Annotated in this window: 14 protein-coding genes; 6 read left to right on the top strand and 8 right to left on the bottom strand. The window is 61.5% G+C overall.

Features of this window, described 5'->3' with window-relative positions; genetic code table 11:
• The 4 genes from IFT99_RS05050 to lptM are packed head-to-tail and all read right to left on the bottom strand — an operon-like array spanning position 1 to position 3,005.
• A complete protein-coding gene (locus IFT99_RS05050) occupies positions 1–738 on the bottom strand; it encodes a DUF484 family protein (protein WP_192130681.1) in 738 nt (245 codons plus the stop codon).
• A gap of 13 nt (positions 739–751) precedes the next feature.
• Entirely contained in the window at positions 752–1,582 is an 831-nt protein-coding gene (gene dapF / locus IFT99_RS05055) for a diaminopimelate epimerase (protein ID WP_192130682.1), read from the bottom strand.
• Positions 1,583–1,586: 4 nt separating this feature from the next.
• Positions 1,587–2,834 carry a diaminopimelate decarboxylase gene (gene lysA, locus IFT99_RS05060; protein ID WP_192130683.1) on the bottom strand — a complete coding sequence of 416 codons (1,248 nt, stop codon included), beginning with the start codon at positions 2,832–2,834 and terminating at the stop codon, positions 1,587–1,589.
• Between the two features lie 9 nt (positions 2,835–2,843).
• Positions 2,844–3,005: an LPS translocon maturation chaperone LptM gene (gene lptM, locus IFT99_RS05065; protein ID WP_083233039.1), complete on the bottom strand. Its 162-nt coding sequence runs from the start codon at positions 3,003–3,005 to the stop codon at positions 2,844–2,846.
• 288 nt (positions 3,006–3,293) lie between these two features.
• Between lptM and cyaY the strand changes: the two genes are divergently transcribed.
• The gene (cyaY, locus tag IFT99_RS05070; protein ID WP_065987497.1) at positions 3,294–3,650 is read left to right on the top strand and encodes an iron donor protein CyaY; all 357 of its coding nucleotides are present in this window, start codon (positions 3,294–3,296) and stop codon (positions 3,648–3,650) included.
• Between the two features lie 2 nt (positions 3,651–3,652).
• Entirely contained in the window at positions 3,653–3,880 is a 228-nt protein-coding gene (locus IFT99_RS05075) for a DUF1289 domain-containing protein (protein WP_192131011.1), read from the top strand.
• A 25-nt stretch (positions 3,881–3,905) separates the two neighbouring features.
• Here the strand turns inward: IFT99_RS05075 and IFT99_RS05080 are convergent, their stop codons facing one another.
• The 4 genes from IFT99_RS05080 to argH all read right to left on the bottom strand — a co-directional run bounded on the left by IFT99_RS05080 (position 3,906) and on the right by argH (position 9,126).
• Entirely contained in the window at positions 3,906–6,755 is a 2,850-nt protein-coding gene (locus IFT99_RS05080; RefSeq protein WP_192130684.1) for a class I adenylate cyclase, read from the bottom strand.
• 197 nt (positions 6,756–6,952) lie between these two features.
• The gene (locus IFT99_RS05085) at positions 6,953–7,204 is read right to left on the bottom strand and encodes a TIGR02647 family protein (protein ID WP_065987495.1); all 252 of its coding nucleotides are present in this window, start codon (positions 7,202–7,204) and stop codon (positions 6,953–6,955) included.
• Positions 7,205–7,374: 170 nt separating this feature from the next.
• Positions 7,375–7,668, bottom strand: coding sequence for a hypothetical protein (locus IFT99_RS05090; protein WP_065987520.1), 294 nt, complete (start codon positions 7,666–7,668; stop codon positions 7,375–7,377).
• A 63-nt stretch (positions 7,669–7,731) separates the two neighbouring features.
• The gene (gene argH / locus IFT99_RS05095; protein WP_192130685.1) at positions 7,732–9,126 is read right to left on the bottom strand and encodes an argininosuccinate lyase; all 1,395 of its coding nucleotides are present in this window, start codon (positions 9,124–9,126) and stop codon (positions 7,732–7,734) included.
• Between the two features lie 146 nt (positions 9,127–9,272).
• On the opposite strand from argH, the gene IFT99_RS05100 reads away from it, so the two are divergent.
• From IFT99_RS05100 to IFT99_RS05115, 4 genes are all read left to right on the top strand, one after another.
• Complete coding sequence (locus IFT99_RS05100) at positions 9,273–10,355, top strand: sensor histidine kinase (protein ID WP_065987493.1); 1,083 nt, start codon at positions 9,273–9,275, stop codon at positions 10,353–10,355.
• Positions 10,352–11,098, top strand: a complete 747-nt coding sequence (locus IFT99_RS05105) for a LytR/AlgR family response regulator transcription factor (protein WP_065987492.1) — start codon at positions 10,352–10,354, stop codon at positions 11,096–11,098. The genes IFT99_RS05100 and IFT99_RS05105 overlap by 4 nt, the downstream gene beginning before the upstream one ends.
• Before the next feature lie 160 nt (positions 11,099–11,258).
• The gene (hemC, locus tag IFT99_RS05110) at positions 11,259–12,200 is read left to right on the top strand and encodes a hydroxymethylbilane synthase (RefSeq protein ID WP_065987491.1); all 942 of its coding nucleotides are present in this window, start codon (positions 11,259–11,261) and stop codon (positions 12,198–12,200) included.
• Entirely contained in the window at positions 12,197–12,970 is a 774-nt protein-coding gene (locus IFT99_RS05115) for a uroporphyrinogen-III synthase (protein ID WP_065987490.1), read from the top strand. The genes hemC and IFT99_RS05115 overlap by 4 nt, the downstream gene beginning before the upstream one ends.
• The last annotated feature ends 11 nt before the right edge of the window (positions 12,971–12,981 follow it).

Genomic DNA, 12,981 nt, shown 5'->3' on the forward strand with positions numbered 1-12,981 from the left:
CTAGCGAACCGACCGCAGCGAATTGGTGAAGCGTGGCAGCAGGCGGCTGAGCACGTCGGCGATGTAACCGAGAAACAGCGTGCCGACCGAGCTTTTGTAGTGCTGCGGGTCGCGGCTGCCGATGGCCAGAACGCCGTGCAGGCCCTGGTGGTTGAGGGCGGCCAGGGCGGTTGAGCCCACTTCCTTGCTTTGCTCGCTGCCGAACAGAAACTCGAGTTCATGCTCACGCAGCGCGCCACACAGGGTCTTGCCGCCGGACATCAGCCCACCGATGGCTTTCTGCGCGTCGGCGGCGCTGACCCAGCGGCCGACGGTCATCGGGTTGTCGCTGAACAGGATAAGGCTGACGAAGGGCACCTGAAACTCTTGGCGCAGGCTGTCTTCCACGCAAATGACGATCTCTTCCAGACTGGTGGCGTCCATCAGATCGAGAATCAGCCGGCGGGTTTTTTCAAACAGCCGGTCGTTGTCCCGGGCCACGTCCATCAGTTGCGAAAGCCGGTGACGCATCTCGATGTTGCGCTCGCGCAGCAGTTTGAGCTGGCGTTCGACCAGCGAGACGGTATCGCCCCGTTGATGCGGAACGCGCATCATCGCCAGCAGCTCGTCGTGCTCGGCGAAGAAATCAGGGTGTTGTTGCAACCAGGCCGCGACCGCCTCGGCTTCAAGGGCGGGCACCGCGTTCTCGGCAGGGGGCTGGCCGGGCGTGTCGTTTGAAGTCTGAGGCTGGTCGGTCATTGGATATTCTCACTCATAGACGTACTTGGCCTTCGTAAACCCGGACAGCCGGGCCAGTCATCATCACCGGATGGCCGGGGCCTGCCCACTCGATGGACAGGCGTCCGCCCGGCAGGTCGATCAGCATCGGCGAATCCATCCAGCCCTGAGTAATGGCTGCGACCGCTGCCGCGCAGGCCCCGGTGCCGCAGGCCTGGGTTTCCCCGGCGCCTCGCTCCCACACCCGCAGTTGCGCGCGCTGACGATCGACGACGTGGAGAAAGCCCACGTTCACCCGGGCCGGAAAGCGCGGATGGTTCTCGATCTTCGGACCCAGCACATGCACGGGCGCGTTGTTGATGTCATAGACGCGTAGCACAGCGTGGGGGTTGCCCATGGACACGGCGGCCAGCTCGACGGTCTCGCTATCGACATCAAGCGAATAAGAGGCGGCCTGCTCCGGCGCATCGAACGGGATATCCGCCGGCACCAGACGCGGCGCGCCCATATCCACGCTGATCTGGCCGTCGTTGCGGATGTCCAGCTCGATGATGCCGCTCTTGGTTTCGACGCGGATCTGCTTTTTGGCCGTCAGCCGCTTGTCCAGCACGAACCGGGCGAAGCAGCGCGCACCGTTGCCGCATTGCTCCACTTCGGAGCCGTCGGAATTGAAAATCCGGTAGCGGAAGTCCACGTCCGGATTGTTCGGTGCCTCGACCAGCAGCAGCTGATCGAAACCGATACCGGTGTGGCGATCGCCCCATTGCTTGGCGTGCTTGGGCAAAATGTGCGCGTGTTGGCTTACAAGGTCCAGCACCATGAAATCATTGCCCAGGCCATGCATCTTGGTAAAACGCAGCAGCATGGGATTACTCCGGCAGCAGGCTTTCGCCGGCAAACAGCTCAGTCACGGTTTCACGGCGACGCACTTCGAAGGCTTGCTCGCCATCCACAAGCACCTCGGCCGTACGCCCGCGGGTGTTGTAGTTGGAGCTCATCACGAAGCCATAGGCGCCGGCAGAGTGCACCGCCAGCAGATCGCCTTCAGCCAGTGCGAGTTCGCGCTCCTTGGCAAGGAAATCCCCGGTTTCACAGATAGGGCCGACGATGTCGTAGGTGCGTTTGGCGCCGTCGCGGGGCTTGACCGCCGTTACGTCCATCCACGCCTGGTACAGCGCCGGACGGATCAGATCGTTCATGGCGGCGTCGACGATGGCGAAGTCTTTGTGCTCGGTGTGCTTGAGGTACTCGACGCGGGTCACCAGCACGCCGGCATTGGCGACGATGAAGCGCCCGGGCTCGAACATCAGCGCCAGATCGCGGCCATCGAGGCGTTCACGAACGGCCTTGATGTAATCGCTCGCAAGGGGCGGCTCTTCGTCGCGATAACGCACACCCAGGCCGCCGCCCAGGTCGATATGCTTCAGCAGGATGCCGCAATCGCCCAGCCGGTCGACCAGATCGAGCAAGCGATCCAGAGCATCAACGAAAGGCGAGAGCGTGGTCAGCTGTGAGCCAATGTGGCAGTCGACGCCGATAACGTCGAGATTCGGCAGCTGCGCGGCGCGGATGTAAACGTCTTCAGCGTCCGCGATGGCGATGCCGAATTTGTTTTCCTTGAGGCCGGTGGAGATGTAGGGGTGGGTGCCGGCGTCGACGTCCGGGTTGACGCGCAACGAAACCGGAGCGCGCACGCCCATTTCGGCGGCGACGACTTGCAGGCGTTCGAGCTCGTCGGTGGATTCGACGTTGAAGCAGTGCACGCCGACTTCCAGCGCTCGGCGCATGTCATCACGGGTCTTGCCGACGCCGGAGAAGACAATCTTGTCGGCCTGACCGCCTGCCGCCAGTACGCGTTCCAGTTCACCACGGGAAACGATGTCGAAACCGGCGCCCAAGCGTGCCAGGACATTGAGAACGCCCAGGTTGGAGTTCGCTTTGACCGCAAAGCAGACCAGATGCGGCATGCCGCGCAGGGCATCAGCGTAGGCGCGGTACTGCGCCTCGATGTGCGCGCGGGAATAGACGTATGTCGGCGTGCCGAAGCGTTCGGCGATGGCAGACAACGCCACTCCCTCCGCGAACAGCTCACCGTCGCGGTAGTTGAAGGCGTCCATGACTGATTCCTAGTAGGTCGAAGTCTGATGCTTGTGCGAGTGCGACTTGGTCTGGCTGGTGCCGTCGGACGAGTCGTCGTCGGGCAGATACAGTGGACCTTTCTGGCCGCAGGCAGAGACCAGACACGCAACTGCAAGCAGTGCGGCCAGGGAGGAAATCAGGCGCTTCATGGCGAAATCCTTTGTATAAGCATTAATTGCGCCCGAGTATACCGACCACCCGACAGATTGCCTATGCGCTGGAGTTCCCGTCCGGCGGGGGTTTGACGCCGCTGCGCAATTAATCTGCGCAGCGCGCACGGATTTCTGACGCAGCCTGCGGTAAAGCGACCCGTTCGGTGCCTTGCCGGCCAAAGCGGCTCCCGCAATGGCACTTGGGCGGGTAGGCTTTGCATTTGCCGGGGAGCGACCGTATCGTGCGTCGCTGCGCCATCCGCTGACACTTTTGAGGTTCATGCAATGAGTTTGACCGAAGCCCGTTTTCACGACCTGGTCGATGCCACCCAAGAAAAGCTCCAGGACATTTTCGACGAGAGCGGTCTGGATCTGGACCTCGAGAGTTCCGCCGGTGTGCTGACCGTTAAGTTCGAAAACGGCTCGCAGTTCATTTTCAGCCGTCAGGAGCCGTTGCGTCAGCTGTGGCTGGCGGCGGCGTCGGGTGGTTTTCACTTTGACTACGACGAAGAAGCGAAGCATTGGATCTGCGACAAGAGCGAAGAGCTGTTGAGCGAGATGCTCTATCGACTGGCGAAGCAGCAGGCCGGCGAAGAGATCGACTTCGACGCCCTCGACGGCAACGATGGCAACCGCCAGTGACCATTAACCCAACGCCGGTCAGACCGCCAAAACCGCTGTTCAGCAACGTCAGCCCGGCTGTGCCGTCGCCGTGCATCAGCATCTGCCGGCTCGACGAAGACAAAGTCTGCACGGGGTGTCAGCGCCACGTCGAAGACATTCGCGAGTGGCGGGCGGCGACCGACGAGCGCCGGCGCGAGATCGTGCGGCAGGCAGATCAGCGGCGGAGTACCCATTGCGTCGCACGCTGAGTCCTCTGTAGCGAGCCAGCAGCCATCACAGCTCATCCAGCGCGGCATTCAGTGACCGTTCCAGTTCGGCCTTGTAGCGCAGGAACAGGATGGTCTGCCCGCGCGTGTCTCTCAGTATCCCGGACAGGTCCAGGTCGGTGATGTAGCAGCGGTAACGTTGCGGCTCGCGGCGCTGCTCGAGAATCCGCCGCGCCACGACGCTGAATAGCTGGTCCCCATGCTCCAGCTCGGAGAACTCCGTCCCGTCGCAATACAGCGTGACGCTGACTTGACCGGGGGACGCTTCCTCGATGATCGCCTGCACATCAAAAAACGATGGGTCGCTGAGCATCGTTGGCGTCGGGCGATGCTCAACGCGGCGGGCTCGGCCTGATCCATCGGGGGTTAGGCGGTAATACAAAGCCTCCAGCGGCGTTGACTCCAGGGGGTTATCCAGTGGCAGCAACGCCACGCGCCGGTACACCAGCGATTGAAAAAAGCGCTGCAGCGGCACCAGCAGGCTGGAATCAGTGTGATAAGGCACCTGCTGATGCCATAACGCATTGCGCTCATCAAGCACGTACAGGTCGGCGTTCGGCTCGTTGATCCGGTAGAACACCTGGATGCACTCAGGCTGGCCGTACGGGATGAACAGCGACAGGTCCGAGTCGTCCAGTGCCTGGGGGTCCAGATGAATCGGGCTGTAGGCGGAAAGCTCTTCCCCCAGATAACTGAACAGCGCCGGCAGGTGTTCCAGCGTGACATGACTGACTCGGCCGGGGATCATTTCCAGGACGTGATACCGCTGCTCGACCTGGATGAGATAGCGGTGATTCAGGCGCCGGTCCAGCAGCAGTTGCGCGGTGCCGATGAGCTCCTCCACGCGCTGGGCGATGGCCTGCGCGCGGTTGTGGCAAAAGCAGCGCACGCGAATGACAGGCCTGGCGGACTTTTCCGGCAGGCCGTTGAGCAGTTCTGTCAGGCAGTCAAGCAGGGCGTGGGGGCCGTCGAAGCGATTGACCAGCACCTCGTTCCAGCTGTTGAGGGTGATCTGGTCGAAGGTCAACACCAGATTTTCGCGGACACCGGCGTAGCTCAGCGAGTCGGTTCGCTCGGTGGTCATCAGGATGTTCAGGTCTTTGTGGTGCCTGAGCGGGTCGACGCCGACGTTGACCAACAGCAGGATCTCGCGGGGCACACTCGGGCTCAGCAGTACGTCTTCCTCGACCATGGCCAGCGGCAGCGCAATGCTCTGCTGTAACGCGCCTTGCAGATTGAACAGTTCGAATTCGGTCAGATCACTGATGCCAGGGTGCAGCGCCAGGCGTGTACTGCTGTCGATGACGTTGTTGCGATGGCACCACGTAAGGAGCTCCAGCAGCTCGCGGCTGCGCTTGATCGGCGCAAACGTCTCCAACTCATGGGCGCTCAGACTTCCGTTGTACAGGCACCATTGATACCTGCCGGGCTCGCGCTTGTTCGGCCGTTGCGCCAGCGTCAAGGTGTCTTCCGCCAGATCCGGCGCAATGCCCGGATTGAGAAATTCCACTTTGCCGGCTTTGCGTTCAAAGGCTGCGTACAGGCGTCGCCCGAGCACATTCAAGTCGCGCTTGTTGATCGAATTGACGGCCTTTTGCGTCCGCGCGAACTGGGTCAGGAAGCGGTAACTGAAGTTGAGCTCGCCGACCAGTGCGCGGCGCTCGCTGGCGACCTGACGCACTTTCCACTGACTGCGGCTGTCGAGCAGCGCCAACTGGCGCTCGTCCCACTTCCACTCATTGACCAGCCGCTCCAGCAGCAGGCGCTGCCAACTGTTGCTGCGGTGGCGAGTGGACCCGGTAAGTTTCTTGTTCACCTTCAGGTACAAACTGCGGCGCACCAGCTCCAGCCGCTCGGGTTCGCCCCTCGCGAGCAGATATTCCTCGATGCGCCGGTACACCATCACGTAGGGGTCCAGCTCGTCGAGATCGGCGCAGTTGGCAAACACGGCTTTTTTTAAGCGCATGCTCAGGCACTGCACCTGCGGGTGTTCGCTGGCGTAAACCTCGGTGAGCAGCAGCTTGAGCACGGATTTGTAGGGTGATTCGATGCCTTTGAACAGCTGCCACAGCCCTGCGCCGATGAATTCGCCCGGCGGGATGCGCGACATATTGCCGAGGTCCAACACCTCGTCAGCGCGAATAAAGCGTTTCGACAGCAGGGTATGGGTGTATTCGGCGTAGCGTGTTTCCTCATAGACCGGCACCAGCCACCACATCGGGGTGCGCCCGGCCATCCAGATGGCGGTGCGATAAAACTCGTCGAGCAGCAAGTAATGCTGCGTCGTGCCGCAGTCTTCGCCACTCAGCTGTGCGTCGCGCTCGCCGACGACAAAACGCTCCGGATCGACGAGAAAGAAATGCGCCTCGGCACCCATGCTCGCCGCCCAGCTTTCCAGGGACTGGCACTTCTTGCGCAGTTCCTGCATGTCGTCTGCAGACAGCAGCGGGTCGTGGCAGATCCACACGTCCATGTCGCTCTGGTCGGCCTGGGCGAGGGTGCCAAGGCTGCCCATCAGGAAGATGCCGTGAATCGGCTGCGGTGGATTGACTCGGCGTGGTTTGTAGGAGAACGACCGCGTCAGCCGTTGCGCTTCCGCAAGGGCCTGGGCGTCAGGCTCGTAATGGGAAACGCCAGCAGGGGTCGAGCCCGACACATAGCCTGGCAACAGAGGATGATTGACGTGGAAAAACAGCGGCAGCAGCGAAAGCACGCTTTGCTGGCGCGTCGACAGGCCTTCGTAGGCGCGCGCCAGTCGACTCTCGCTCAGGGCCAGGAAGCGGCTGCGTAACTGAGCGAGGACCTTGCGATCAATGCCCTCATCCAGATCCGGGCGAATTTCGGAACTACGCGTCATCGCGACTCGAAGCCGGCGGGCGGCACTGCATGGAGTGAAGGTGTAGCGATAATCAAGACCGCAGGCGTCGGGCCTGCGTGGCTCGACTGAACGTCTTTTTTATGGCGCCATTATTTTATCGGCGCAGCATCGTTGAAATGGAGGATTCGCGAAACCTTTATTTGATGCGTCCAGGCAAAGGTCTCGCGAGGACGACGTCAGGCAGCTTCCTGGCTGGTGGCAAGAATGAGCAGCAGCGATTGAGCGTGGTCGGCGGCATCAAGACCCAGGCTGGTCAAATAGCCTCCGTCGTGTTGCGTGGTGAGGCCTTTGTCGAAGAGTCGTTGGGCGGCAGCGATGGCTGTGGGAGCCGCGGAATGGTGGTGGACCTTCAGTCCCTCTTTAGTGTTGCTCAGATTGAACAGCGACAGGATTTCCAGCTCGGCAACCAATTCAGGGGTAAACGACATAGGTGCTCCAGACTTTTTCCAGTGGATACACCGCGATCGGAATCGCAGGCGTGACGGCCCCGTCGCCATGCGGCAGCGAGGCTTTTGGAGTGTAGTCAGGTCTGGGGATTTTGCAGAAAGTATCTGGCCGGTCGTCAGGTCGGTTGAGCGACCGGCATGTTGGGCGGGTTTTACTCGTCTTCCGCCAGTCGCACGCCCGGCGGCATGTCGGGCAGTGCGCGCAGGGCCGCTTCGTACCAGACGGTATTGAACGGACGATCTTCGGCCAGGATCCCGTCGATCTCCAGCGCCAGAATGTGGGCCATCATCTGCAGAATTTCTTCGCGCTCGATGCCCACCAGAGTCAGCTTGTTGTAGGTGGCTTTGGCCGCCGGGGGGTTGTCGCTCTCGATCTGATTTTCGATGGCTTCAATCAGCGTCGCTTCAGCGAACTCTTCGTCGTCGATTTCAATGTTGTCGCTCATGTCGTTCTCGATGTCCTGCCAATTGAATGGCATCGCCGGCACCGGGCGACGCCGTTTATGGGTTTAGCGGGTGGCGAGCAAATGCCGGCCGCGCGCAACCGCGGCCTTGACCTGCTCCGGCGCCGTGCCGCCGATGTGGTTGCGGGCATTGACCGAACCTTCGAGCGTCAGCACTGCGAAGACATCCTGTTCGATCTGGTCGCTGAACTGACGCAGCTCGTCCAGGGTCATCTCGGCCAAATCCTTGCCGGTCTCAACGCCATGCTTTACCGCGTGACCCACGATCTCATGGCAATCACGGAACGGCAGGCCACGGCGGACCAGATAGTCGGCCAGGTCGGTTGCCGTGGAGAAGCCACGCAGCGCGGCCTCGCGCATGATGGCGTGCTTCGGCTTGATCGCCGGGATCATGTCGGCGAAGGCACGCAGCGAGTCGCGCAAGGTGTCGGCAGCGTCGAACAGCGGCTCCTTGTCTTCCTGATTGTCCTTGTTGTAGGCCAGCGGCTGGCCCTTCATCAAGGTCAGCAGGCCCATCAGAGCGCCGAATACGCGGCCGCTTTTGCCACGGACCAGCTCGGGCACATCCGGGTTTTTCTTTTGCGGCATGATCGAGCTGCCGGTGCAGAAGCGATCAGGCAGGTCGATGAACTGGAATTGCGCGCTGGTCCACAGCACCAGCTCTTCGGAGAAGCGCGACAGGTGCATCATCGCGATACTCGCGGCGGAGCAGAATTCGATGGCGAAGTCGCGATCGGAGACGCTGTCCAGCGAGTTGCCGCCGACGGCTTCGAAACCCAGCAGCTGGCAGGTCAGCTCGCGGTCGATCGGGTACGTGGTGCCGGCCAGCGCGGCGCTGCCCAGGGGCATGCGGTTGGTGCGTTTGCGGCAATCCACCAGACGCTCGAAATCACGGCTGAGCATTTCGAACCACGCCAGCATGTGGTGACCGAAGGTCACCGGTTGGGCGGTCTGCAGGTGAGTGAAGCCCGGCATGATGGTCTCGGCTTCGCGCTCGGCCAGGCCCAGCAGGCCTTCTTGCAAGCGGGTGATCTCGGCCAGAATCAGGTCGATTTCATCGCGCAACCACAGGCGGATGTCAGTGGCGACCTGATCGTTGCGGCTGCGCCCGGTGTGCAGTTTTTTACCGGTGACGCCGATGCGGTCGGTCAGGCGCGCTTCGATATTCATGTGCACGTCTTCGAGGTCCACGCGCCAGTCGAACGTGCCGGCTTCGATCTCGCCCTGAATGCTCTTCAGCCCGTCGATGATGGTGTCGCGCTCGGCGTCGGTGAGCACACCGACCTTGGCCAGCATCGTGGCGTGGGCAACCGAGCCCATGATGTCGTGGCGATAAAGGCGCTGATCGAAGGTGACGGAGGCGGTGAAGCGTGCGACGAAGGCGTCGACGGGTTCACTGAAGCGGCCGCCCCAGGACTGGTTGGTCTTGTCGGTGCTCATGATTCGCTCGCTGCTGTACTGGTGGCTGAAACTGATGAAAAACCGGCGCCGGCCGATTCTAAAGACGCGGGCGATGATAACAGCATTGCCGTTTATTTATCCCCGGCGGCTTGCCCGCAACGGTATGAGCGAAGAGACTGGCGGCCATGCAGAACGAGCGCAAACAACCGGGGCAGAGCAGTGCGCCCGGCAAAGAGTTTTTCCTCCCGGAACTGTGTCTGCCCCAGGCGTTGCTGATGCTGGTCGTGCTGGCGGAGTTGCTGGTCTTCGTGCTTGTGCTCATCGAACCCATGCAGCCGGATTTCGACTGGGTACGGCTGGCGCTGATTTCTCTTTTCGTGCAGTGGATCGTGCTGTTGTCCGCCGCGCTGCTGTGTGGCTTGCGGCCCTGGCTGGCGCGCCTGCGTGCCGGTGTGGCCGGCTGCATCGGTTGTCTGCTGGTGGTGGCCGTGACGCTGATGTGCACCGCCGTGACTGACTACTACCAGGTGAATCCGCCCACCTCGTTCGATGGCGTCGTCGAACGGTACCTGCGCTACGCCTTGATCGCCTTGATCATGTCCGCGCTGATGCTGCGGTACTTTTACCTGCAGAGTCAGTGGCGCAAACAGCAGCAGGCCGAGCTTCAGGCCAGGATCGAGTCCTTGCAGGCGCGTATCCGTCCGCACTTTCTGTTTAATACGCTCAACAGCATTGCCAGCCTGGTCACCAGCGATCCGGTCAAAGCGGAGCAAGCGGTGCTTGATCTGTCCGACCTGTTTCGGGCCAGTCTGGGCAAGCCCGGCAGCCTCACGACATGGCGCGAAGAGCTTGAATTGGCGAAACGCTATTTATCGATTGAGCAATATCGACTTGGCGAGCGTCTACAGTTGGACTGGGCCGTTAGTGCAATTCCCGACGACTTGCCAATTCCCCAGCTAACCTTGCAGCCATTATTGGAAAACGCGTTGATTTACGGCATCGCGCCCCGTGTTGAAGGCGGCGTGGTCAGAGTTGAGGCGGACTACGAACGGGGAGTATTTATATTGCGCGTCAGTAATCCTTACGATGAGGTCGTCTTACGACAAAATCCAGGCGGCACTCAGCAGGCCCTGGCAAACATCGGCGCTCGACTCACGGCACTTTTCGGCCCCCTCGCCAGTCTGAGCGTGGAGCGCCGAGACGGTCGTCACTTCACCTGTCTACGCTATCCTTGTGCGAGACTCACGCAGGAAGCCAGAGCTATATGAATGTCCTGATCGTTGATGACGAACCCCTAGCCCGAGACCGCCTGAGCCGTATGGTAAGTGAGCTCGAGGGTTACAAGGTTCTGGAACCCAGCGCCACAAATGGCGAAGAAGCATTGCAGCTGATTGAAAATTTGAAACCCGACGTGGTGTTGCTGGATATCCGCATGCCTGGCCTGGATGGACTTCAGGTGGCGGCAAAATTGTGCGAGCGCGACACCCCGCCTGCCGTCGTGTTCTGCACGGCCCACGATGAATTTGCGCTGGAGGCCTTCCAGGTTAGCGCCGTGGGGTATCTGGTCAAACCGGTTCGCCCCGAGCACTTGCTGGAGGCGCTGCGCAAAGCCGAGCGGCCAAACCGTGTGCAACTGGCAGCGATGACGCGGCCTGCTGCGGAAAGCGGCACTGGTCCGCGCAGCCACATCAGTGCACGTACCCGAAAGGGCATTGAGCTGATCCCGTTGTCCGAGGTGATCTATTTCATCGCTGATCACAAGTACGTGACCCTGCGCCACGAAGGCGGCGAAGTGCTGCTGGATGAACCGCTTAAAGCCCTGGAAGACGAATTCGGCGACCGTTTCGTACGCATCCACCGCAACGCGCTGGTTGCCCGGGAACGCATTGAGCGCCTGCAGCGCACGCCGCTGGGCCATTTTCAGTTGTTCCTGAAAGGGCTCAATGGCGATGCGTTGATCGTCAGCCGCCGGCACGTTGCCGGTGTGCGCAAGATGATGCAGCAGTTGTAAGCGTGTGCCGCGAGGAGCATGCCGGGATGCGGGCGACACGCCGTCGCATGGCGTACGCAGGTTGATTGAGATCATGATGCGCGCAGATTGAATACAGTCATTCGGCCCGATCTGGCCGAGCTGTTATTATTCGCCGCATTCACTCAGTACGGACCGGTTCATGTCTTCTCGCGAAATCCGCATCGCCACCCGCAAAAGCGCCCTGGCCCTCTGGCAAGCCGAGTACGTCAAGGCGCGTCTGGAGCAGGCGCATCCCGGCCTGATCGTGACACTGGTGCCGATGGTCAGTCGCGGCGACAAGCTACTGGATTCGCCGCTGTCGAAGATCGGCGGCAAGGGTTTGTTCGTCAAGGAACTGGAAACAGCCCTGATGGAGCACAGAGCCGACATAGCCGTTCACTCGATGAAAGACGTCCCGATGGACTTCCCCCAAGGGCTCGGGCTGTTCTGTATCTGCGAACGCGAAGACCCGCGCGACGCCTTCGTTTCCAATACCTATGCCAGTCTCGATGAGTTGCCCGCCGGCGCCGTTGTCGGGACGTCGAGCCTGCGTCGGCAGGCTCAGTTGCTGGCGCGTCGGCCTGACTTGCAAATCCGGTTTCTGCGCGGCAACGTCAATACACGCCTCGCCAAGCTGGATGCAGGTGAGTACGACGCGATCATCCTTGCCGCTGCTGGCCTGATCCGCCTGGGTTTCGAAGAGCGCATTACGGCCCCCATCAGCATCGACCACAGCTTGCCAGCTGGCGGGCAGGGCGCGGTGGGCATTGAATGCCGCAGCGTCGATATCGAAGTGCATGCCTTGCTTGCCCCGTTGCACCATGATGACACCGCCGTGCGGGTCACCGCCGAGCGCGCGCTCAACAAGCACCTCAACGGTGGTTGCCAGGTGCCGATCGCCTGTTATGCCGTGCTGGAAGGCGAGCAACTGTGGTTGCGCGGTCTGGTAGGCGATCCCTCCGGCACAGTGCTGCTCCACGCCGAAGCGCGCGCGCCACAAGTCGATGCCCAGACGCTGGGCGTACAAGTCGCCGAAGCGCTGCTGGACCAAGGCGCGGCGAAGATTCTCAAAGCTGTGTATGGCGAGGCAGACGACGAGTGAAGGCCTGGCGTTTGCTGCTCACGCGTCCTGCTGAAGAGTCGCAGGCCCTCGCGCAGACGCTGGCTGAGGTCGGCGTGTACGGCGCCAGCCTGCCGTTGCTCGAGATCGAGCCTCTGCCAGTTTCAGAAGCCAACCGTTCAATCATCTACGACCTGGCTGCGTATTGCGCCGTTATCGTCGTCAGCAAGCCGGCCGCGCGCCTTGGGCTGGCGATGCTTGACGAAGTCTGGCCGCAGCCGCCGATGCAGAAGTGGTTCACCGTCGGCGCTGCAACCGCGCAAATCCTCGATGACTATGGTCTGCACGTGTTCTTCCCCGAGCACGGCGACGACAGCGAAGCGCTACTCGACCTGCCGCAGTTTCAACAAGCTGTCTCGGGCTACGACCCCAAAGTGCTGATCATGCGCGGCGAAGAAGGGCGCGAGCTGTTGGCCGAGCGGTTGCGGGAGCGTGGTGTGATGGTTGATTACCTGCCGCTGTATCGTCGCCACCTGCCGCAATACCCGGCTTTCGTGCTGCCCGACACGGTTAGAGCGGAACGCTTGAATGGGCTGGTGGTCAGCAGTGGACAGGGTTTCGAGCATCTGCGTGAGCTGGCGGGCGATGCCTGGCCTACGCTTGCGCAGATGCCTTTGTTTGTACCGAGCCCCCGGGTCGCTGAAATGGCGCGTGCTGCCGGGGCTCTTGACGTAGTGGACTGCCGTGGCGCCAGCGCCCCGGCCTTGCTGGCAGCATTGCGCGGATACACCGCGCCTGCCTCACAGGCGTAATGGTCGATCAG

This window comes from Pseudomonas sp. CFBP 8772 (assembly GCF_014841665.1).
Classification (GTDB): domain Bacteria; phylum Pseudomonadota; class Gammaproteobacteria; order Pseudomonadales; family Pseudomonadaceae; genus Aquipseudomonas; species Aquipseudomonas graminis_B.